The sequence below is a fragment of the Desulfovibrio fairfieldensis genome, from assembly GCF_001553605.1.
Classification (GTDB): Bacteria; Desulfobacterota; Desulfovibrionia; order Desulfovibrionales; family Desulfovibrionaceae; genus Desulfovibrio; species Desulfovibrio fairfieldensis.
In genome coordinates, this window is record NZ_CP014229.1 from 2,099,290 (window position 1) to 2,121,194 (window position 21,905).

Below are 21,905 nucleotides of genomic sequence, written 5' to 3' on the forward strand. Positions count from 1 at the left end.
GGCAGAGAAAGAGCTTGCTTCCCCTGCCAGGCGTACCCATCTACCAGCAGGCCGCCGGGTTGAGGGTCCAAGGGTAATCAACGCCCGCTTCCACACCGAAGTCTTCTTCCCCTGCCTGGGCCTCATGCCGGTCCACAATCTCAACCGTGAGGCTGAAGTCTTCCTGGGCAAAGTCCTTGCCCAGTTCAAGAGCCTGCTTCCGGTTGTGATAGGGGCCGTTCCATCCGTCGCTGGTGACGACATAGTGGCCGCATTCCAGCGTTCCAAGCTCCTGTTCATGGGCCAGCAGCATACGCCGTAGCTTGCGGTTATCGCTCTCAAGCTGCCGGATACGCTCTTCCGCTTCCTGCATGGTGGTGGGAATTGACGGGGCCGTGGGGTTGTGGGAAATTTCGGTAGCCATGATTTCACTCCTTGCGTGAGTGGGTTGTGGTTAGGCCCTCGGTTGGTGTTGGTAGCACCGCCGGGGGCTGTCTTTTTTGGTATTGCCCTTGACGTGATTTTGTTGTAACAGATTACATCGTCACAAGTCAATACGTATTCCTTATTTACAACAAAAAAATTGGAGTTGAAAATGTTTAAGAGTAATATCAGGGAGTTAATGGACAGAAAAGGCAAGACTGTTCGTGGTATATCTGAAGAAACAGAGTTGTCTACGCGAACCATTCACCGCGCTACTCAAGATGAAACCATAGGCGGCTGCCAGTTGAATACCCTAGCCAAGATTGGTTCGGCTCTTGGCGTGAAGACGAAGCGGCTTTATGAGGAGACGGACGGCAAAGAAGAGGAATAGCCCGCGCTTATCCCGCTCAGCGCGCTCAGTTCCGCGCGATACGCCTTGTGGCGTGCCCTGATCGTTGGTAAGAAAGGGTCATGAAAAGGGTTTTACTCTGTATGCTTACGCTCGTTTTTGTCGCGTCTTTTGGCGTGTATCATTGGCATCAGCGCAGAAAAGAAGCCCTGGAAGAAAGAATATCTATTGCGGTTCTTACTATTACTGATGGTGTGGATTGGGCGAGAAAGGACTGTAAAAAACATGAGTTGAGTAACCCTTTTATTAGAGCTACCAGTGGAATATATATCAAAAAATTAGAACTGGGCTGGATTGACCTACAATGCAGGGGAGAAACAGATCGTGCCCGGCCCGCAACACCTCGAAATGACGCTGGCAACAACCTGGACGAAAAGCTTGAACTCTACGAGGACACCACAAATAACATCCTCAACTAGCCTTGTGGGTCAAGGATAAACCGGGCCGGGAAAGCGTGTGCTGCCCCGGCCTTTTTTGTTCGGTTTCAGTCAACGGATGGGCATCAACAGATTAATACCCTTGACGGCGAACCGTGGTTTGTGGCGAAGGATGTGTGTGAGGTTCTCGGCCTTGGTAACGTGACTGAGGCATTGCGCGGGTTGGATGAAGATGAAAAGGGTTACTTCAGAATTTCTGAAGGAACCTCTCCGCAAGGCGGGAATCCTAATTTACTCATCATCTCCGAATCCGGCCTGTATGCTCTGGTCTTCCGCAGCCACAAGCCGGAAGCCCGCGCCTTTTCCAAATGGGTTCGTGGTGATGTTCTTCCGACATATCGTCAAAAGGGCTTCGTCGGCACACCGCCCCAAAGCCGTGTGGGGCCGTGTCGGGCTTGAGCGAGCCCATCGGTGGGGGCATTGCCGCGCCCCCGCCCTTGCCTGAAATTTGTATGGTTGCCAGGGCCATCCCTGATTGCTATCTTTTGAAAAAGAAGGAAGAAAAAGATGCGCATCACCATTGAACTTGAGCGTGAAGTGGACGGACGCTGGATCGCGGAAGCTCCGGATTTCCCAGGCGTTCTGGTTTACGGCCAAGACGAAACAGACGCTTTGCAGCGGGTGCAGGCCCTGGCCTTGCGCTGCATAGCTGAACGCCTTGAGATGCGGATAGCTTGACCTTGGGATGAGCCGTGCTTATTGAGGAAGTGAGGGCGACGAAGTGCTTGTACACCCCGCCGCCCGTGGGACACGTTCTCCGCGAGTAAGTGCTTCGCGAGTTTTGCGCCCCGGTAGAAGAAGCTACCTTCTACCGGGGCAACTTGTGTCTTAGAGGTTCATCAGACGATATTCACGTTTGGCTGGGTGGGGTGCCTTGGCCTATATGGGCTACAAGCTCAAGCGAGGTTGATATGGCCTTTTACATCGTAATTTCCATCGTTCTCGGCGGTGCATGCGCCTATGCGTTGTGGTGCGCCAGCAAGCGCCGTAAGCAATAATAGCTGAACGCCAAACGCTCTTCACCGGGCCGGGGATGGTTTCACCCCCGGCCCATCCTTGTTTCTTCTCCTGCCCGGTTACTCTCTCAGGGCGTTGCCTACCTTCTCGCCGTATTTGACGAAGCGCCGCACCGGGATTCTGGCAAAGAAGCCGCCCAAGTCGATGATGCTGTAGGCCAGGGCACGTTCGGCTTTCTCCCGTTTTTTGCCGCGCAGCTTGGGATCAGCCAGGGCACGGGCCTTGTCGCCCACCTTGAGGCCCAGGCGCACGGGCTTGTCCAGGACATTACGGCCCTGTGACTGCCTCCCGTTGATGAACCAGGAGGACAACGCCGGGCCCGCGACTGGAATCACCGGGGCGGCATAGTCCGCCAAGCCTTCCAGATAGCGCCGGGTGACGCCCTTCTTGTCCCGCTTCTTTTTGTCGTCGTCGCTGCCGAACACGGCGGTCATGGCCTCGCCCATGAGGTAAAAGGCCGTGGCCGGGAGAATCATGTCATAGAGCTGATAGCGGGCGTACTGCGGGGCACTCAGCTTTCCGGCTTGTACCGCCTGCAATGCCAACCGCTGGCGCTGAAAGATCATCTCCACGGCGCTGCTGAACATGTTGAACCAGCTATAGCCGGGGTCACGCATGAACTTTGTCCGGCTGGTGGCGTCGTAATCGGGATTGGAGCGCTTCACCATTTTGTCGGCATGGTCCACGGCGGCCTTGTGGTGCTCGCTGCTGGTGTCGATGCCCGCCTTGCCGCCGGGGTTCAGCTCGCGCATCTTGGCATTGTAGGCCCCTATCCAGAGCGCGGAGGACACGGCCATGTCCATGCACCGCATGGGAGCCAGACCCACGTCCGCAACCTGTTCCACGGTATGGGCTGCCCCGGCAAGGGAAATGAGCTTGCGCTGTTTGGCCTGCTTCGCCATATCCGTCACGCCCTGGGCCAAGTCGCGGTCAATGTTGCGGGAGCGGGATTCCATGTACGGGCTGACGCTCTCGATATCCCTGACCAGGTCCAGCGCGCCGGGGCGGAGCAGCTTGCCCAGACCTTCCAGCACGGGCCGCGCGCCCTGGTCGGCCATGGACTTCATCAGGGCGTCGGTCTGCATCATGACCGTATTCAGGTTCCAGGAAAGGCCGTAGTAGGTGACCATCTTGCGGAATACCTGGGCAATGTCCTGTCCGGCGGTCTGGTTTCTCTCCTTGTTCACCATGCCCTTGAGGTTCTCCCGGATGGCGTTGTACTCCTGCTCCCCGAAGGCCTGCACATAGGCGGCCTTCCAGACGGGATTCCGCGTCACCCGGTCCACATGACGCACCGCCGGGCCGAGGGCAATGAAGGTTGTGGCGTCCTCAAAGTGCTGCATGATCTGCCCAAGGTCCAGACGCAGGGCTTCACCGGGGGCATGGGCCGCGCGGGTCATGGTATGGCCGTGTCTCGCAGCCGGGGCCGTGAAGCCCGCCTGACCGCTGCGCAGAATGTCTTCCCGTTCCTGCCGGGCCGCTGCGGTTTCGGAAAGGCGTTGGTCATACTTGGCAGGGAAGTAGCCGCCGGGCAGTTCCACAACCTCGTCGCCCACGCGCAAGGTCATCGGTACGCCTTCCACCTTCTTGGGCGCGAAGCCGTAGAGCTTGCGGCGCGTGTCCACTGTGTCCGGCCAAAGGCTGTTCACCGCATCCCATATGCCCTGAATGGCCCGCCAGTCGGCGGCGGTGAGCAGACCGGGGCGCGGGGTATCCACTGGCGCCGCGTCGGCGCCAAAGAGATGATAGGCCGCATCGTCGCCCAACAGGACGGCCACGCTCTCCATGTCCAGATCAGGGAAGCCCGCGTGCAGGCGGTCCATATTGGACTGGTTGCCCATCTGCAGGGCCAGACCGAATACCTGTTCCGGCGTCCAGCTTCGCCCGGCCTGCCGCATTTTTTCCGGCACCCGCAAGGCGGAACCATCCGCGCGGGTCACGCCGCCCAGCTTCTCCCCGAAACGCTCATTCAGGTCGGCCATACGGGTTACAAGCTGTTCCACCGGGCCGGACAGCCGCGTGGAGATATCGCGCCAGAGCAGTTTCTTTTGATTCTCGCCGTCCAGCAGGGGTTGCAGCAATTCTTGCTCGTTGAGGCCCGCCTTGCCCTTGGGGCCGATATTGCTGAACCCGTCCGCGCGCAGGAAAATGCTGCTCAAGCTTTCATGCTCGGAAAGGAACTTGCGGGAAAGGCGCTGCCACTTCTCCCGCGCGCTGCCTTCCTCGGCAATGCTCACGGGCTTCAATCCCTGCATGGGGGCGGCGGCTTCCACGGCCTGGACCTCGATGCGCGCCGCTTCGGACTCCCGGCTGGCCCGGTTCATGGCCCGGCCCGCGTGTTCAAGGTGACTGACAAGCTCGTTCACGTCCTCAAGCTGGGTCAGGGGCAACTCGCCATAGGGCAGGGCATTCCGGTTGCGTGCCGGGCCGCTGTCCGTGAGAGGCGCGGCCTCATTCAACAACCATTCCGGGAAGGCATCAGCCAGGATATTTTGTCCCTCGGCCTGGGCCTGGGAGCCGTCGCTTTCCATAATCAGGTCGGCGTCCGGATTCAGGGCGTTGATGATCTCGCGCAGGCTCAAGGATTCCGCGGCGCTGTCCCGCTCGCCTTCCGGCATCCGGGCAAGAGAAAAACGCTCCATGATCCGGCGCAGACCTTCACGGGCCAGGGAATCAATCTTGTCCGGCTTGATGGCGGCCGCCTTTCGTGCCCGGCGCGTTACCGCCTCGATCTGCTTGCGGGCCTTCACGGCCTGGACATACAGCTCATTGGACAGCCGGGCGGCGTTCAGAAGTTCCAGGGATTCCACCAGATCGCCCTTGCGCAATGCCTGTTGCAAGCGGCGCTGGCCCTTACGCAAGGCGGCATTGTATGTGTCCGGGCGGATGTCGCTCACGCGGCTCCGGCTGATCTGCTCCTGGGCCTGAAAGATCAGAACCTTGCGGGGCGTGGCCAGACTGTCGGCCAGCCGCTTCACGCTTTCCGGGGTGGGGGCGCGCTTCTTGGCCAGCAGCTTTCCCAGGGATTTATCCAGAGCGTCCAGATAATCGCCGTAGGCATCCCCGGCCATCTGGTCCACGGACTGTTCCCGCAAGGAATCGTCACCGGCCAGCATGGCCTGGGCCATGTCCTCAATCTGTCCCCGCTTGCTCTGTCCCTGCAAGGCGAGACGGTCATACAGCGCATTCCAAAGCGCGTCCGTGTCCTGCCAGCCCATTTCCTGGGCTGCCAGATCAAGAGGCAGACCGTTTTCCCGCACAAGCCCGCGTCTGGCCCTGGACAGTTCGCGCACCGCCTCCTTGCCGTATTCCCGTTCAAGGGCCTGCCGGTCCAGTCCCGGCCCGGTCTTGCCGCTGAGATAGTCCACGGTTTCCCAGAACTGTTCTTGGCCTACCGCCGTTCTGGCGATGTCGCGGTATTCATGCAGGCGCTTTTGCCGGTCGCGCAGGGTGGCTTTGTTCATGGCAATCACGGCATCTTCCGCCGCCTCGGCCAGCCGGGCGTCCAGTTCGGCCTGATCCTCCAGGGACAATTCAGCGTTGACCCTGGCGGCCCCGTCCAGAAGGTCCATACGCTCACGGGAGCGTGAAAGAATGTCGTCCGTGGTCAGCATGCGGTCGAACACGGCGCGCACGTCGTCAGTCAGCCGGTGGTTCTCGAACCCGGCAGAAGAAAAAATGGCGCGCATGTTTTTGTAGATGTTCAGCAGCCAGTCCCGGAATCCGGCGAAGACGCGGCGCAGCTTGGCGCTGGGGGCCTTGCCCTCCATGAAATAGGCTTCGCCCGCCGTGGCCACGGCCTCCTGGAAGCTGCGATATTCCTCCGGGGTAAGGGGACCTTCCGAAGAAACCCCGGCCCATTCCCGCAGGGCGCGGACATCAGCGGCGGCGGCTTCATTCCCCTGCCCGGCGATTTCCTCAAGCTGGCGCGTGAATATGTGCGTGGACTCATGCAGCACCGTGGAAAGGTCTTTGCTGTCAAAGAGCGTGACCAGGGCTTGCACCTCGCCTTCCGGCGTGGTCTGGAAGTCCACTTGGCCGCGCCGTTCCTGCATGCCTTGATCCTGGGCAAGCGGCTTGCTCTCCGGGCTGAGAAGGCTTATATTCTCATCAGAAGAGCCGCTTTTGAGAGCAGAGGGGTCGCCCCCACGGGGGCTTGGGTATGCCGGGGAGCCGCCGGCACTCTGATAGAAAGCGGCTCCTTTATTTTGTTCAAGCCAGTTTTCAACCTTGGCGGCGCTATCCCGAAAGGCCGTCAACACCACAAGCCGTCTGCCAAGAAATTTCCCCTCTTGAGGGGCGGCAACGACAACCAGACTTTCTTTCCCTTCATTCAGGGTAAAGGCAATGGCCCTCCCCCCGGTCACCTTGTTTTGAGCAAGGGGCGTCGGTTCACCGCGCACGATAACTTCCGGGATGGCACTCCAGGCATTAAAGTCAGGATGTCCCGATTTGATATGCCGTACCTGATCCGATGCAAGGATTATCTCGCTGTCTGGAATGTTCAGATCCGTCCTGCCAGCCGTGCCCAGCCCAAAGTATGATTTTTTGTCCTGCGGCGTTCCGGCCAGCACTTCGTCCACAAAGCCTTGGAGCGTGGCCGCGTTGTTTCGGTACATGGCTTGAGCCAGCGCGGCGGCCCCCTGGGCCTGCTCGCCCTGGGCAAAACTCCGGATGCGCAGCGTTTCCACCGGGTCAGCGCCGTATCTGGCGCGGAACGCCTCGGCATTGGCCCGTTGCAGGGCCGTATATCGTTCCGCCACATGAGCGGGGAATCCCGCTCCCATGAACTCCTGACGCAGGCGGCTTTCCTCGGCGCGCAGGGCGCGGCTCTGCTCTCGGCGCTCGGCCAGTCTGAGCGCGGCGGCGTCGAGTTGTTCAGCCGGATTGAACAGCCGGGCTTCCTCCCCGGTCAGTCCGTCCGGCTTTTGGCGTACGGCATCCAGCAGGGCGGCGCGTTCCGGCCCGGCAGGCAGGGAAAGGATGCGCACCAGCTGGACTTCCACGGGAGCGCCCGACGACATGGCCGCTTGCACCTGTTCCACGGTCAGGCCGAGTTGGGAGAGTTGCGCCGGGGTATCCGGGGACATGGTGGGTGCCGGGACTTCCTCCTGCACCGGCTCCTGACTGCGGGCATATTCGCCCTGGGCAAAGCTGGTCAGGCTTTGCGGGTCAAGAAAAACTGTCCGCGCGTCCTGGGGCACAAGGTTGCCGTAGGCCGCTTCAAAGGCTTCGCGGCTCTTGCCCTTGAGCTTGGTAGCGTCGCCCACCTCGGCGGCCCGGCTCAAAGCTTCGCCCAAAGCAAGCCGCTGTCCGGCTTCCGCCTCCTGCCCGGCCACCTCGGCGATGGCGGCGGCCACGCCGCGCTGTTCCGGGGGATAGTCGGCAAGGTCAATGGCGGGCTGTTCCGTGCCGGGGTTGCGCCCGGCTATGGCGCGCATGCCTCCGCCCATGATCCCGGCATAGAGAATCGGGGTCCAGTCTTTGGCCCCTTCCAGGGCCCGGCCCCATATTTGGGCGGCGTCCTCGTTTTTGGCAATGCCTTCCAGCGCGCCCTGAATGGGATTCTCCGCATATTCGGTCGCGCCCTCCACGGCTGCGGCGCGCAAGGTGTTAATGGCGGCCTGAATCTTGGGCGGGAGTTGGGCCACGGCCTGATCCAGTCGCGCCCCGGCCACGTTCATGGCCCGTTCCACAAGATGTTTGCCCGTGCGCGGGGCCATTTGCGGCAACATGGCATCCAGGCCCGTTCGTTCCAGCAGGCCTGTAGCCATGCCGAAAGCTGCGGCGCTGAGCAGGGAATTTACCACGGGCACATCATCCCGGCGCAACTGCTCATAGTGGGCTGCGCCTTCCTGACTGCCGCCCATGACGGCCCCGGCTGCGGGATTGGCCACATATGCCGCTATGGTCGGGAGCATCTTTGCCGCCATGTCCCCCACATTGCCCACCACGGCGGCCAGGCCTTCGTCCGAAAGCAGCGTGGTCCAGTCTTTGCGGATTTCCTCATTGCTCAGACGCCCGGCAGAAGGGAGAAGTTCAGCCAGCAGCGCACGGGAGACATCGGCCTGACGGCGGCCAAAGGCTTCTACCGCCGCCCCGGCATCGCGCATGCCCACCGCCTGCATGGCCCCGCCCAGAGCCTGAACGCCCTGATATGCGGACTCCGCGATATTGAGCGGCGCGCGCGGGAGCGCATTGACCAACTCCCTGCCCGTCCGGCTGCGATTGATCGTCTCAACGCCCTTATGGAACAGGTCAGCCGGGGCGGACAGCAGTTTGTTGAACTGGTCGGCCAGGGGCACTTCCGTATGAATGAGGCTGGCGCTGTCCAGGTCGCCCAACACTTGCACCGTGTCCGTGGAGAAATCGCCCATTGCTTCCAGGGCCAACTCGTGCGCCGCTCCGGTGGCCAGCTTCTCGTCTTCAAGGCTGGTATAGGTCGGAATGCCTTTGCCCTCCCGCACCTTGAAAGCCGTCACCGCCGCATCCTGGGATTTGCCCAGCGTGTAGGAGAGTACGCGCCGGGCCTGGGCCTCGGTATTCTCGGCGGACTGTACGGCGTCGGGGGCGTGGAGTTGCACGGGGCTTTTAACAAAATCCAAAAACGGGTTGGAGTTCAACGCTTCGTTGTGAGCGGCTTCTTCTTGCTGGCCGACTACGGACATGAAAGGGGTGGAGGATTGCGTCGTGTTGGTAGATGATTCTTGTGTCATTATCCGTTCTCCTTGCCTCTCAGAAAAAGAATGTAAACTTCCTTTCTGTTTTGATCTGTGATGGGCTTGCCCTTGGCCTCCAGCGCTTCGTCAATCATCGGAATGAGGCTCGTCGGTATCTCTATGTCAGAATCAAGTTGATATTCTAGATTGCTGCCCAACGAATAGGCGGGAATTTCTTCACCGGAAAACCACGCCTTTGTTTCCACGCTGATCTTTTTTGCAAGCTGTCGCGCGGTTTCCAGCCGTTGCGCCGGATCAACAAGGCCCGTCATTCTGGACAGAATGACCCTGTATCCCGCCGTGGCCTGGGAGCGGGTGTAGCCGAAGTCGTCTACCAGGGAGTCGGTGATCTCGTCCTGCATCAGCTTTTCGCTCTGCTTGGTCGCCTCGTCCCTGGCGATCTTCACAGCTTTTCCCAGGGCAGAAGGAGGCAGTTTGTCCGCATAGCGATTCGTAACCATGTCCGGTCGGACGCCGGGCTGCGCGGCATAGGCCTGGGCCTCGGCCAGCACATTCTTGTCCACCGGGGCCTCGGTGCCGTTGATTTTGAAATTCTGGTATTCCTCAATCTTCTTGCGCGTTGCGGGATCAGCGACCCCGACAAGCACGCCGGAAAGCAACGCGGCCTTCTTCTGTTCTGATTCCTGCCCGGCAAGGATAGAATCCGTTTGGGAAATGGCATTATCGTAGGAAGCGGCCTTGTCCCGTTCCTCAGCCTGGGTCTTCATCCGCTCGTGCAGGCTGGCATTGCTCAGATAGGACTGAGTCACCCTCGCCCGTTGCACCGGGTCTTTGACCTTTTCCTCCAGAACCGACTGTACCTTGATGGCGTCATCGCCGTATGTTTCAAATAGCCCGGCTCCAAGATTTGCGGCCTGAACCGTGTCGGCTCTCTCCTGCGTCGCTCTGGCCCTCGCCTCCAGCTCGCGGCCCTTGGCCTTGAGGGTAGCCTCCAGCGGGCCGCGCATCCCGCCCAGGGCATGCCCATAACGGCCGATCAATTCCTGGGCGTTGCCGAGTTGTTCACTGTCGATCTGCGCCCGGATCATTGTTGTGAAAGCCTTCTGGGCGGCGCTGTTGATCTGGGATTGCGCATATTCATCAGACCAGCCGTTGAGGTCGGCAAGCTCTTTGTACCCGGACTTGATGGCCTTGAAGCCTCGCTTGACCGCCTCGGCGTTCATGGGGTCGGTAAGCATCTCGTCCGTGTTCAAGGCGAGGGTGGCTTCCGTCTGCTGGTTGCGGTATGTGCGTTCCTCGGACTGCCACTTCTGAGTGGCCCACGCCCCAAGCTGAGCGTCAACGTCTTCGGCGGCTGCCGTGAACAGATTTGCGGCGGGTTTGCCCAAGTCTTTTACCAGGCGTTCCCTCGCCTCGCTCTGCCATTGTGAAAGCCGGGCTTGTACGCCGGTTTTCTCGTCCAGGGCCAGGCCGCCTTGCAGATTCGCGAGTTCGGCCTTTTTCTGCATGGCCTCCCGGCGGTAGCTGTTGAAGGCTTCGCGGGCCTTGGTGGTCTGGTAGTCCACATAGAGCGCATCCCCCACCTTGGCGGCCTGCTGCATGGCCCCGCCCAGCGCCATGAGCTGTTTCCCGGTCTGGTCCGCGCCGCGCTCATAAATGCCCGCGGCTGAATCCGAAAGCCGGGCCGATGCGTCCGCGCCGGGCGTGGCGAAGTTCTGCCGCTGGTACTCCGGCATGCTGGCCGGGCTGCGCTTTGCCGGTGCGCGAAAAGACGTTGTGCTCATGTTATTTGCCCTCCATGTCGTTAGCCGCTTGCGCCGCAGGGGACCAGAAATCCCAGGCTTGGATTTCATCATTGTAAGCCTTGTCCAGGCCCCGCTGGTAGATCGCAAGGGCGTCCACTTCACTTTGCTCCGGTGTATCCAGATTGAGGTCCAGAAAGCCGGGCCGGTCAGCCTGTGTTCCTACATAGGCGTTCGCCTCCGGGGGCAGGCATCCACCATCCGTATTACTGCGTTCATCCTCAAGCAGCAGGCTTTGCAGCTCGTTCAACAGGGCCAGAACTTTCATTTTATTTCCAATGTTCATAATGTTCTCCGTAGGTTATGGGTGTTGTTCACGCCGCCGATTCTTCAAGCCACAAGACTTTTCCGGGGGCAGGAGAAAGAGATTCCATGACCCGCTCCATGAAGTCCTCATGCCCCTCTCCGTCCCGCCGGGTGAACCGCTGGCCGTTGCATTCAAGGGCTTGGGCTTCTTCATCAATGGCCCAATGAACGAACATGCCCGGCGTGTCCGTTGTGCCGCATTCAAGGCGTGACAAGCGCCGTTCCAGTGTGTTGCTCATACTGCGCTCTCCTTTTCAGGGTGAAGTCGAATGACGCGCTCCAGGGCCCTCGCCAACCTGTCGAAGCCTTTCGCCCTGTGCTCTTCAATCCGGACCAGCATTTCTTCACGGCTGAGAGGTGGGCGCTTCCTGGCCTGCTCCAACAAGTCCGCGATGTTTACGGTTGGGCTCAAGCGGTTTTCAAGAGCATTGATCCGTCCATTCAGGTTCATATCGGTGATCATCCTTTGCCCTGGCTTTCCTCCAAGGCGGTTATACGTTGCTCCAATTCCGCAATTTCAAGAGTCTTGGCATGGGCGTTGGCCAGCGCCGCAAGGGCCTGTCCCTCACCGGGAGTAACCCGCCCGGCTGCCACGGCATCAAGAATCGCTGTGGTGAGCTGCGGGAGGTCCGCGGCACCCTCGACTCTGGGAAGATCAATAGGAGCCAGCGCCGCTTCCTTCCTTGCAGGGAGAATGCGCTCCAGACAGAGGCGCAGAGCGGTTACGTCACCTCCCAACGCCAGTTCGACGGCCTTCCGGGTCAGGTTCTCCACTTCGCCGTCAAGCATTGCTTGAGCGGCCAGCGTGGCCTTGTTGCGGCTGCCGGGAATGCGGCCTTTGGGGTTCGCACGGTTGCCGGGGGCAAACTTTCCGTCAGGACGGCGGTCCGATTCCAGCCGGGATTCAGCCGGTTTGGATGAGGTTTTGGTCATGCGGCCGCCTCCTTATCGCTGCCGTGGGCCTTGACCAGTGAGGCCAAACGCTGCTCCTGTTCCCGCAGATACTTTTGCAGGAGGGAAAAGGTCATGTACTCCCCGCCGTCTCGCCCTCCACACCAGTGGACATGCAGGCCATAGCGGACGGACCACGCGGCTAGGGTCTGCAAAAGGCTCTGCGGCGTCATCCGGGACTGGTAGCGATGGCGGCGCACGTCCTCCATGCTGGCTTCGATAATCAGGCCGAAGTAATCCAGCCCCCGCCCACGCTCGCATTCGCGTTGAAAGCGGTCCCGGCCCGTGGTCAGCGTCCCGGTGAGGTCGGACAGGGATTTGCGTTCAAGGGCGATCCGGTCAGTCAAGCCGTGCAGGCTGTAATCCCCGGTCTGCAATGCGCCCACTTCCACCACGGTCTCGGCATAACGCGACGCGGCGAAGGCATAGGGCGCTTGCTCGCGGCTATCTTGAATAATTCGCATTACGCGGCCTCCTGCGCGCTGTTTGAAGTTGATATGGGCAATGTGTCGCCTTGCTCGTTTTCGACGTTTTGGCGGCCATCCAGGCGCGAATTTTCGGCAAGGGAAAGAACGGATGTGACCCACTCACGGACGGTAGGGGTTGCTTCAAGCCGGAGGGCGGCGGCGTGCATCTCGCCAACGTCCTTACCGCCCACAGCAGGGCAGCACACGGCAGAAGGGAAGGCCTGCTTCCATCTCTGCCAGGCGATCCGGCCCCCGGCGTCGTTGTCCGGTGCGGCGATAATGAGGGGGGCGGCCTTAATAAAAGCGTCGGTGGCTGTATCCGCGCCCTTCAAATCGCCCATGAGCGCCACGGCGGCGCACAAGTCCCCGGCCTCCTGATGGACAAGCGCGGCGTCCAGGGAGGATTCCACCAGCAGCACGGGTAGGCCAGCACGCCCGGCCACAAAGGGCACATTGCTGGACCCGGCAACTTGCCAGTATTTGGGGCGGCCTTCCGGACGGTCATCGGGACAGCGAACGGTCAGGGCCATGATCCCGGCCCGGCGGCGGGTGGCGATCACCAAGCCGCGCGGCAGCAAGAGCTTGTCCCGGCCTTCACTGGCGGGCAGATTCCACGCGGCGCGGGGTTCGTATCTATCGCGGGGGTTCCAGCCCAGACCGCAGGCGCGGGCGGTGTCGGGAGTCAGATAGCGTCCTGTGACGGCAAGCACCGTCTCCGCGTCAGTCTCAAGGCCCCGCTGGCAGTCGGCCAGGAACGCGGCAGCGCGCTCCATCCACGGGACCGGGGGAAGTTGGGCGGCCTTGGGCATCGGCACAGTCACGGGGCGCGCTGTGCCGGGCGTGTGCCGGGGGTTCGGCTTGGCAGGATAAGAAGCCCGGCTGTCCCTTGGCGTCAGGCTCAGCGCCCTACAGGCGTCCGGGTAGCTCATGCCGTGGAACAGCCGTAAGAATTGAACGCCGTCGCCCTTGGCTCCGCAGCCACGGCACAGGAATGCGCCGCCACGCGGACGGTCCGGCCAGACAAGAAAGCGGTCGCGGCCCCCGCAGTCGGGACAGGGTCCGGCCCACTCGTGCGGGCCTTTGGCTTTGAAGATCTCCGGGCAAGGGAGGAAGTCCATAATGTTCTTCTGCATTTCTGATCTCACAAAGGCCCACATTGCAGTCCTAAAGAAAACCGAGTGTGAAGTGGGGCCTGGAAAGGCCCACTTCTTCACTCTTCTTTAGAAGGGCCTTTTGGGCCTTGGGCCTTGCTTTATATTTCAATAGGTTACGAAAAGGCCCATGCCCTTGGGCCGGTATCAACCGGGCCTTTCTCTAACTCATTAAATTTGTTTCATTTTTAACTAAGGCCCGGCCTTGTGGGCCTTGCGGGCCTTTCACCATCGGGCCTTTCTCTTCAGTGGGGAGCATGAGGATTTCCCCCCTTGCTCCGCTGGACTTCTGTTTGGCCAACAACCCAGAATCAACCGCGAAAAAAACAGCGTTTTTGTTCCGGGTTTCGCCCCACTCAAAAGCGTAGCGTCCGGCTTTGGAGACAGGTAAAGGCTCCAGCCCTTCTTCTGCCCGGCGCTTTACCTCTGCCACCAGGGCGGCGGCGTCCGCCTCCCGGCTCTGTGCCTCCTGCTCTTGGGCGACGGGTTCAACTCGGCGCAACAGGCCATGCTCACAGCGAGAAAAAAAATATTTAGGTTCCGGCGCACCGCAGTTTTTCTTGCTCACGCGCACGGCCAGAAAGGCCCCGTCAGCCCGGCCCACTGCATCTTCGCCAATAATTTTGATGGCCAGCTTGGAGGCCAGAGGGGCAAGATTGACCTGCCAGCGGACGCAGCCAGCAAGTGCGGAAGCGCCACGGCTGGCGGTCTGTTCAAGGGCGGTATTTAAGGACAAGTCGTCGGAGGCCAGAGCACCCGTCACTTTTGCGGTGTGGTGCAAGAGGACGGTGGCGCAGTCAAAATCTCGGCAAACTTCTTCCAGGAGCGCACAAGCGGCGGTCATGGCCGGATTGTCATTCTCGGCCACGGCCAGGAAGCGGGCCAGGGTGTCAAGGACCAGCAGCGTGGGGCGAAATTCTTTCAGGATGGCGCGCAAGTCGGTCAGAGCATCAGTCTTGATTACGTCGCCGCCCATCCCCCGGCACAAGGCCACGTCACCGGTCACAGGCACAGCGAAGATATTTTTCATCGCCTGAACTTGGGCCTGTTCCGGCAGCGTTTTCAGAGTATGGTGAACGCGGCGGTGTAAGGTCAGCTCGTCGTCCTCCGCCGAGATGTAGAGGGCACGACCCTCATGCGCCGGTTCCCACGCTCCAAGCCAAGGCAGGCCAGCAGCCACGGCAACGGCAAGCTGAATGGCGGCGGTGGACTTACCGGACCCCGGCGCTCCGATCATAGCTCCCAAGGTCTTGCAACGCAGGCTGCCTTTCAGAAGCCAATCGAAGGCGGGCGGAAATTCCGAAAAGTACCGCTCTCCGCTGTACTTGGAGATGTCCAGTTGCAACGGGCGCGGTTGAACAGGAGAAGCAGACTCTTCCCTTGCCGGGTCCGCCGGGCAGGCGGCGAGAAAGTCGGCGCGGGCCTGCTCAATCTGAGCGGCGGTGTCGGTGGGAGTGAGGACGGCGACTTGGCTCATGCTGCGTCGCCTCGCGCGTTTTCAGGCGATCCCGGCCAATGGCGGCAAGCAGGCGTGTCGGGCCGCAACTTTTCTCCACTGAGACGGCAGAAGGTCCGAAGCCGCACGGAAAGCCGCACAGCGCGGAAATAGGCGCAGTCAAAACAGATTTCTTGACGGGCGGGCGCGGTTGGGATATCTTCAATTTGCTCGAAATTCCTTTGAATTTCTCGTCCCCGCCCCGGCCCGCCAGCCGGGGTTATCTTTTGGGCGGTCATGTCTAAGCCGCCCCGTCCCACTGGACCTTCCGACTTTCAAGGTAGCGGTCCAGGTCTTCCGTGTCGTAAAGGATTTTTTTGCCGAGACGGCAGAAGGGGATTTTATGCAGGCCGGTGACCCGGTCACTGTCGAGAAGGGACTTTGAACAGCCGATATACTCGGCGGCGGCGCGCGTATCTTTCCAGCGCCTAGCATTTTTGAAATTTTGCATCGTGCTCTCCAAGATTTGTTTGCGGCGCGTGTGATTGCGCTTGACTACATAGGAGCACACGAAATAGGGAAATAAAATAGAAAGTCGTTCAACACACGAATTGTTGTTGAACGACTTTTGTTGAACGAATTATTTTTCGTTGAGTGGTGCGGTTATTCGGGCTTTCGCCCTTTTCCTTTTTTTTGTTGCGGGATTTTTTCTCTCCAGATTTCTTTTGCGTGCCTGTCGTGGTATTCGTCCCCTGCCTTTTCCTGGAGCGCCCTTAAAAAGTCATTTTGGTATAGCAACCCATTGTGATGGGTAATAGCTTCGAGGTTCGGGCGTAAGGAGGCAAAGGCTTCATCAACGGCAGTCATCCGCGCTAAATCTTTTGCAGAGCCAGCATGCTTATTAGCTTGAGAAGGTGGAACACTAACATTACCCATTAGAAAATCAACCAAACTCGGCGGTAACAAAGCCTTTCCCCTGATTTGCCGGACAAGCCATTGGGCTGTTTCTTTTGGATAAATATATCCTTTTACAGCACGGCGCTTACTTTCAAGATCACGCTGTTTTTCCAAAAAATCGCACTCTAAATAATGTCTATATACATATTCATCGCCTTTCATATCATGTATTGAATTTTCATCATCATCTTGTTGTGGATTATTTATTGAGTGCTCCTTTGAGTGCTCTTTACATACATAAAGTATATTCAAAAGTTTTGAATAGGCTTCTCTTAGGTTTTCTAATCCTTCAATACATTTACTGGCGATTTGTAAATTGCCAGTTGATATTCCATCATGAATGAGCATCATTAGGCTATCAGAGCATAACCAAACTTCGTTCAAAACTGCAAAATTTTCCACAGCATGCCCAATCTCCTCGGCGCGCATGACTGATAGAGCAAATGTGAAATCTATAAGTGGCCGTCTAACTTCAGAATCAAAAAAAATATTCCAGTCTTGCACTGCATGCTACCCCTCTCGCTTGGGCTTTTCTTGCATCTAAATCCTTCGGCCACATCTAGCTAATCCGCGCCTAGCCGGGGAAATCTGCTCTGTGTCACCAGCCGATTACACGCTTAACAGATGGCGCGGATCAATACTCAGAGCTTTAGCCAGCAGCCGGGCATTCTTCTTGCCAATGGGCCGCTTGCCGTTCTCCATCTCACTGATATGCCGCCGGGGGATGCCCGTCTTTTCCGCAAGCTGTACCTGAGTCAATCCTTCCCGATAGCGGGCGCCGGAAAGCAACACGCCGGGCAATTCCGCATCACTGTAGGCCAGAGCTTCCCGCCACGGTACGGAGTCTCGCGCGGGTTCAAAGCCCATGCCTTTCATGGCCTGCATGACCTCTTCCACACGGGTGGGAGGCACGGCAAAGGACAAAACAACCGTTTCAGTAAGGGGCGCGTTCATGTGTCCCTGCATATGTCACCTCAATAAGTTGTATTCCTTCGGGGGATTCTTCCCATACCGCCACATATGTGGGGCGACCTTTCTTCAAATGGCAGTGGTGGCGGCGCACCCCAAGTTTACTATAGTTGGGCCAGTTGCCGCGTACAGGGCCTTGGGCTTCCATCTCTGCAATGAGCAAGACGAGTATCCGCTTCACTTTTTCCGGGAGCTTCTCCACGCCTTTTCTGGTTTTATTGTGGATGTTCACCGTCCAGCCCATATCTCCCCCTGGAATAAATGTACTTATTTTTAGTACAGAGTCAAGATATCTTTCCGCGCTACGGCCTATTAGGACTACCCGGCTGCTTTCTTGAAGGGCAGCACCTTGCCGCCGGTAAAATCCTTTTGGATTTGCGCGGCGGTTTCTGCGGCGGCTACGGCCACGGGATTATCCGCAAGATGGGCATATCGCTGTGTTGTGGCCGGTTGAGAGTGCCCGAGAATAGCCCCAATGACAGGCAGGCTTTTGCCTGATGATGCCGCATAGCTGGCATAGGCATGACGTAGGTCGTGAATACGCCAGCCGGAGAGGCCCGCCGTTTCCAGCAGCCGCCGCCATGTATCCTTAACGTTGACGATATGACCCGTTCCTCTCCTGCCGGGGAAGCAATATTCGTTGACGCGGGGCAGCGATTCCAGCAGGGCCAGGGCTGGGGGAGGGAGATGCAGCACCTTGGCCCCGGTCTTGGAGTCAGGTAGGTTCGCCAGTCCTTTGTGCATGACGATATATTCCCATTTGAGCGTGAGCACTTCCATGCACCGCGCCCCGGTGAACAAAAGCATCTTGATAGCGGCGGCGATAACAGGGTCAAAGGCGGTAATTTTTCCGGTCTTGGGATCGGTATATCCTTGGGCGTGCATGAGGGTAAAGGCGTTCCCCAACGCTTCCAATTCTTCCCGGCCCATGAATGCCTTACGCTTATGCTCTTCGTATTTTTCCAGCCCGGCGACCGGATTATTCCCCCTTTCCCGATAGCCGCTTTTCTCACACCACCCAAAGAACTTTGAAAGCAACGCGGCGCAACGGTTAGCCTGATATGGGGTTTCACGCATAGCAAAATGCAGGGCGGCTATATGCTTATGCTGCACCGCCTTCGCCTTGATATTACCCATAGCTGGGATAACGTGCTGTTCGGCAATACGATGATAGGCGGCGGACGTGCTGGGTTTGATCTTCGGGTCATGCTGCTCAAAGAACAGAGCCAAAGCAGCCTTGACAGTAGGGGCGGCCTTGCTTTCCTTCACCTGCTCGGCGGGGTCTTGGCCCATTGCCACTTGGGCGGCTTTGGTCTTGGCTATGTCGCGCGCCTGCTCCACCGTCATGGTGGGAAATGTGCCAAGACGAAGCCATTTCTTGGCGGCTGCCCTTCCCTTCCCCGCCCGGTAAACCAGATAAAAGGATTTGTCGCCAGATATACCCACACGAACAGCAAAGCCTTTCAGGTCGTCATCAAAGGCGGCATACCGCTTGCCAGTGGCTTCTAAAGCCTCAATGGCCCGTTTGGTCAGGCGCATGCCCCACCTCCATGCAATAAGTAAAAATCATTCGGTTCGCCGGGCTACCACCGGGCTACCACAAAAAGAGAAAAGTCTTGGTATGGGATGCAACGTAATGCAAATTTAACATACTGATTTTACAACATCAAGAAATTCTGTGAAACATAAAGAAGCTAAAAACATGTGACTGTTAATCACTAGGTTGGCGGTTCAAGTCCGTCTCGGGGAGCCAAAAAATGATAAACCCTTGATTCTTCAAGGGTTTTTTCATTTTTCTGGAACATTTCAAAGTTGATCTGCTCTGGAAACGCAAAACAGGCGACATCATCAAGATTGAAACGAATGGACCAGACCCGGCCACGACCGCAACCGCCGATAAATAACGTCGGGAGGAATGCCGGGGACAGCGGAAAGACCCGCATTCTCCCTGACACTCCTCCCGGACCCGTCATATTTCGCAGGATCGTCAGCGAAAAAACGTGCTTTTCGCTGACTCACAGCGACTGCGCCGCCGCAATACCCTACAGATTTTGGGTGGTTAATTTTTCAAATGAGACAATAGGGGGTGTTTCTAAATAGGTTCTTTTGCCCTCCGGCTGCGTCAAACTGCACTTTTCACTCCAGTCGAGCACCGTAAGAGCACACTCCCTTCGTAACAAGCTTGTTTTCCTTGCCGGAAAGGCAAAACTCCTCAATTTAGCCCCCTAGTCCATCCGGCTTCTGAAGCGCTCCGCCTGATCAGCGATCAGCTCTTTGTCCTCAAAATAGTTAATCTTCATGGCCCGCTTCATCGCTGCCAGGGTTTCCGCCGCCTTCTTTCGGGCCTTGCGGCTGCCCTCTTCCAATATCCGGTATACCGCGGGGATATCTTTGGAAATCTCCTTACGGCGTTCACGGATGGGGCCAAGTATTTCCTGAAGCACACTGTTCAGGAAGCGCTTTACCTTCACATCCCCCAGGCCGCCACGGGCATAATGGGCTTTTAATTCTCCTAGGTTTTTATACTCGGGCAGATATTTCTCGAAATGCTCATCCCCGCAACAGGCATCCAGGTAAATGAAGACGGGATTGCCTTCCACCTGTCCCGGATCCTCCATTCTCAGATGATTGGGATCAGTGAACATGGACATAATCTTCTTCTTCACTTCCTCTTCGGAATCAGACAGATAAATACAGTTTCCGAGAGATTTGCTCATCTTGGCCTTACCGTCGGTACCCGGAAGGCGAAGGCAGGCCTCGTTGTCCGGAAGAAGGATGGTCGGTTCCACAAGCGTCTCTCCGTACACCGCATTGAATTTGTGCACGATCTCCTTGGTCTGCTCAATCATGGGCGCCTGATCTTCGCCCACAGGCACGGTTGTTGCCTTGAAAGCGGTAATATCCGCCGCCTGACTGATGGGATAGGTGAAAAAACCGACCGGAAGACTCGTTTCAAAATTGCGCAGTTGGATTTCAGACTTCACTGTCGGATTACGCTGAAGCCTGGAGACTGTTACCAGGTCCATGTAGTAAAAGGCCATTTCGCAAAGTTCGGGCACTTGCGATTGGATGAACAGAACGGATTTTTCCGGGTCCAGTCCGCAAGCCAGATAATCCAGAGCCACTTCAATGATGTTCTGGCGTACCTTTTCCGGATTGTCCGCATTGTCCGTCAGGGCCTGGGCATCAGCAATCATGATGTAAATTTCGTCAAATTCCCCTGAATTCTGGAGCTCCACCCTGCGCTTTAAAGAGCCCACGTAATGCCCTATGTGAAGTCGTCCCGTGGGGCGGTCGCCAGTCAATATAATCTTGCCCATCTGTATATCCTCTCGTTTCCTGATATCGGGTTGACGCACGGCAGACCTCGAACCAACGAGTGCCTGACTGCAAAAATTTCGAGCATAGTTCTGCTCTCGATTTTCGCTGACTCACAGCAACTACGTCGCCGCAAAACCCTAGAGGGGTTATGGGGCCGATTTTTCAAATCAGACGCGAGGCTCGAATTTTTCGCTAACCACATCCTTTATATTCTATCTCAATTCGTGGATGCCGTCCATACTAACATACTAATCGACTATAATTCATATCCCTTACTTACGGGAATATTGCAGCAAGTCAGAACGCTATGACATCCCGGAAACAAACTAAGTCGTATCCGCACGACGACCGCCCTCTACGAATACCGCGCCGCCTTCAACCGGATGTAACAGGGGCTGAACCCGGAAAAATCCTTGCTGAAGAACAGCCAAAGGGAGCGAATACGACAGAACGTATGCCGGGCGGATTTTTAGAGCAGCTCACGCATGAAATGCTCCAAAAATCCGCCCGGTCACGGCATGGCCCTTTTTCATTGTTCCGCTTTGCGTTACCATCAGGACAACGCTTTTGTATCAAGGAAAATCATGTATCCCCTACTCTTGGAAACCGATCAAATCCATTGCTATGACACTGCCGGAAAACGCATAGACTGTATGGGCTCCGGCCCGGGTTCCGAACAAGACGCCGCGCGGTCCAAACATCTCCCGCCCGCCGCCGGCCGCTTTCAGATTCAGGGCGATCTGGTGCGGGACAGCTTGAGCGGCGCGCTCTGGGCCCGCAACGCCAATCTCGCCGACTTTCCGCTCAACTGGGAGGAAGCCCACGCGCTGGCGGCGGATATGGCCGCCCATAAAGCCCATGGCTGCGCCGACTGGCAGTTGCCGCCCCGGCGGCTGCTCTTTTCCCTGCTCAGCCATCAATATATCAATCCGGCCCTGCCCGAGGGGCATCCCTTTACCAACGTCTTTTCCGGCTACTACTGGACCGCCGATACCTGCCACCGCCTGCCGGAACAGGCCTGGCACATTCATCTGGGCGGCGGCCGGGTGACCCGCGTCCGCAAGGACGAAGCCGCCCTGGTCTGGCCGGTCTGCCTGCCGAAAACAGAAGATGCCGCGCCTCTCTTTTCGCCCGGGGAGCGTTTTGCACTGGATGGCGACTCGGTGCGGGATCAACTTACAGGTTTGATCTGGAGCCGGAATGCCGATCCTCTGGGCCGCCCCCTGCCTTGGGAAGAAGCCCTGGCCGCCGTGGACGGACTCAACCGCGCGGCTCAGGACAGGGCCACGGACTGGCGCATGCCTAATATCAGGGAACTGGAAAGTCTGGTGGACCTTCAGGCCGACTCCCCGGCCCTGCCCGAAGGGCATCCTTTTACAAACGTGCGCGACGTGTACTGGTCGTCCACCACCAGCGTCTATGAAGCCCGTTACGCCTGGGCGCTTTACAGCCGCGACGGCATGGTGGGCGTGGGTTTCAAGCCTGACACCGGTTTTCATCTCTGGCCGGTGCACGGCAAGGGAAAAGAGGTTTCCCGGCGGCTTTGAGAGCCTGCTTGTAAAAATTTTCCGCTGCTTCATGGCGGCTACGCCGCCGCAACA

The 21,905-nt window shown here is 58.2% G+C and carries 22 protein-coding genes; 5 read left to right on the plus strand and 17 right to left on the minus strand.

The annotated features are described in order from the left end of the window. Positions 1–40 precede the first annotated feature (40 nt). Positions 41–403: a hypothetical protein gene (locus AXF13_RS08900; RefSeq protein ID WP_062252694.1), complete on the minus strand. Its 363-nt coding sequence runs from the start codon at positions 401–403 to the stop codon at positions 41–43. A 171-nt stretch (positions 404–574) separates the two neighbouring features. On the opposite strand from AXF13_RS08900, the gene AXF13_RS08905 reads away from it, so the two are divergent. The 4 genes from AXF13_RS08905 to AXF13_RS16740 all read left to right on the plus strand — a co-directional run bounded on the left by AXF13_RS08905 (position 575) and on the right by AXF13_RS16740 (position 1,926). Next, complete coding sequence (locus AXF13_RS08905) at positions 575–793, plus strand: helix-turn-helix domain-containing protein (protein WP_062252697.1); 219 nt, start codon at positions 575–577, stop codon at positions 791–793. An 80-nt stretch (positions 794–873) separates the two neighbouring features. Further along, positions 874–1,230, plus strand: a complete 357-nt coding sequence (locus tag AXF13_RS16735) for a hypothetical protein (RefSeq protein WP_190276335.1) — start codon at positions 874–876, stop codon at positions 1,228–1,230. Between the two features lie 120 nt (positions 1,231–1,350). Then, positions 1,351–1,647, plus strand: a complete 297-nt coding sequence (locus AXF13_RS16035; RefSeq protein ID WP_236887143.1) for a BRO-N domain-containing protein — start codon at positions 1,351–1,353, stop codon at positions 1,645–1,647. Positions 1,648–1,755: 108 nt separating this feature from the next. Further along, positions 1,756–1,926 (plus strand): type II toxin-antitoxin system HicB family antitoxin, encoded by a 171-nt coding sequence (locus AXF13_RS16740; RefSeq protein WP_150116140.1) that lies wholly within the window; start codon positions 1,756–1,758, stop codon positions 1,924–1,926. Between the two features lie 398 nt (positions 1,927–2,324). Here the strand turns inward: AXF13_RS16740 and AXF13_RS08910 are convergent, their stop codons facing one another. From AXF13_RS08910 to trpS, 16 genes are all read right to left on the minus strand, one after another. Continuing rightward, complete coding sequence (locus AXF13_RS08910) at positions 2,325–8,981, minus strand: hypothetical protein (RefSeq protein WP_062252699.1); 6,657 nt, start codon at positions 8,979–8,981, stop codon at positions 2,325–2,327. Continuing rightward, positions 8,981–10,729, minus strand: a complete 1,749-nt coding sequence (locus AXF13_RS08915) for a hypothetical protein (protein ID WP_062252701.1) — start codon at positions 10,727–10,729, stop codon at positions 8,981–8,983. Before AXF13_RS08915 ends, AXF13_RS08910 begins: the two co-directional genes overlap by 1 nt. A gap of 1 nt (position 10,730) precedes the next feature. Continuing rightward, the gene (locus AXF13_RS08920; protein ID WP_062252703.1) at positions 10,731–11,033 is read right to left on the minus strand and encodes a hypothetical protein; all 303 of its coding nucleotides are present in this window, start codon (positions 11,031–11,033) and stop codon (positions 10,731–10,733) included. Between the two features lie 28 nt (positions 11,034–11,061). Continuing rightward, positions 11,062–11,292, minus strand: coding sequence for a hypothetical protein (locus tag AXF13_RS08925; RefSeq protein ID WP_062252705.1), 231 nt, complete (start codon positions 11,290–11,292; stop codon positions 11,062–11,064). Further along, positions 11,289–11,516 carry a hypothetical protein gene (locus tag AXF13_RS08930; protein ID WP_062252707.1) on the minus strand — a complete coding sequence of 76 codons (228 nt, stop codon included), beginning with the start codon at positions 11,514–11,516 and terminating at the stop codon, positions 11,289–11,291. Before AXF13_RS08930 ends, AXF13_RS08925 begins: the two co-directional genes overlap by 4 nt. Continuing rightward, positions 11,513–11,986, minus strand: a complete 474-nt coding sequence (locus AXF13_RS08935; RefSeq protein WP_062252709.1) for a DUF5681 domain-containing protein — start codon at positions 11,984–11,986, stop codon at positions 11,513–11,515. Before AXF13_RS08935 ends, AXF13_RS08930 begins: the two co-directional genes overlap by 4 nt. Next, a complete protein-coding gene (locus AXF13_RS08940) occupies positions 11,983–12,468 on the minus strand; it encodes an ERCC4 domain-containing protein (protein WP_062252710.1) in 486 nt (161 codons plus the stop codon). The genes AXF13_RS08935 and AXF13_RS08940 overlap by 4 nt, the downstream gene beginning before the upstream one ends. Then, the gene (locus AXF13_RS08945; protein ID WP_062252712.1) at positions 12,468–13,589 is read right to left on the minus strand and encodes a primase-helicase zinc-binding domain-containing protein; all 1,122 of its coding nucleotides are present in this window, start codon (positions 13,587–13,589) and stop codon (positions 12,468–12,470) included. Before AXF13_RS08945 ends, AXF13_RS08940 begins: the two co-directional genes overlap by 1 nt. Before the next feature lie 196 nt (positions 13,590–13,785). Beyond that, complete coding sequence (locus tag AXF13_RS08950; protein ID WP_062252714.1) at positions 13,786–15,099, minus strand: AAA family ATPase; 1,314 nt, start codon at positions 15,097–15,099, stop codon at positions 13,786–13,788. 259 nt (positions 15,100–15,358) lie between these two features. Then, on the minus strand, positions 15,359–15,568 hold the full coding sequence (locus AXF13_RS08955; RefSeq protein ID WP_062252716.1) for a helix-turn-helix domain-containing protein: 210 nt from the start codon (positions 15,566–15,568) through the stop codon (positions 15,359–15,361). A gap of 152 nt (positions 15,569–15,720) precedes the next feature. Then, on the minus strand, positions 15,721–16,518 hold the full coding sequence (locus tag AXF13_RS16745; protein ID WP_150116141.1) for a hypothetical protein: 798 nt from the start codon (positions 16,516–16,518) through the stop codon (positions 15,721–15,723). A gap of 105 nt (positions 16,519–16,623) precedes the next feature. Next, positions 16,624–16,968 (minus strand): helix-turn-helix domain-containing protein, encoded by a 345-nt coding sequence (locus AXF13_RS08965; RefSeq protein ID WP_062254796.1) that lies wholly within the window; start codon positions 16,966–16,968, stop codon positions 16,624–16,626. Continuing rightward, entirely contained in the window at positions 16,949–17,227 is a 279-nt protein-coding gene (locus tag AXF13_RS16040) for a cytotoxic translational repressor of toxin-antitoxin stability system (protein WP_083522041.1), read from the minus strand. Before AXF13_RS16040 ends, AXF13_RS08965 begins: the two co-directional genes overlap by 20 nt. A 74-nt stretch (positions 17,228–17,301) precedes the next feature. Then, positions 17,302–18,522 carry a tyrosine-type recombinase/integrase gene (locus AXF13_RS08970; RefSeq protein ID WP_062252720.1) on the minus strand — a complete coding sequence of 407 codons (1,221 nt, stop codon included), beginning with the start codon at positions 18,520–18,522 and terminating at the stop codon, positions 17,302–17,304. Positions 18,523–18,701: 179 nt separating this feature from the next. Beyond that, complete coding sequence (locus tag AXF13_RS16750) at positions 18,702–18,926, minus strand: hypothetical protein (protein ID WP_150116142.1); 225 nt, start codon at positions 18,924–18,926, stop codon at positions 18,702–18,704. A gap of 282 nt (positions 18,927–19,208) precedes the next feature. Then, entirely contained in the window at positions 19,209–20,303 is a 1,095-nt protein-coding gene (gene trpS, locus AXF13_RS08980) for a tryptophan--tRNA ligase (protein ID WP_062252722.1), read from the minus strand. Between the two features lie 654 nt (positions 20,304–20,957). On the opposite strand from trpS, the gene AXF13_RS08985 reads away from it, so the two are divergent. Then, the gene (locus AXF13_RS08985) at positions 20,958–21,851 is read left to right on the plus strand and encodes an Lcl C-terminal domain-containing protein (protein ID WP_223299890.1); all 894 of its coding nucleotides are present in this window, start codon (positions 20,958–20,960) and stop codon (positions 21,849–21,851) included. Positions 21,852–21,905: the final 54 nt, after the last annotated feature.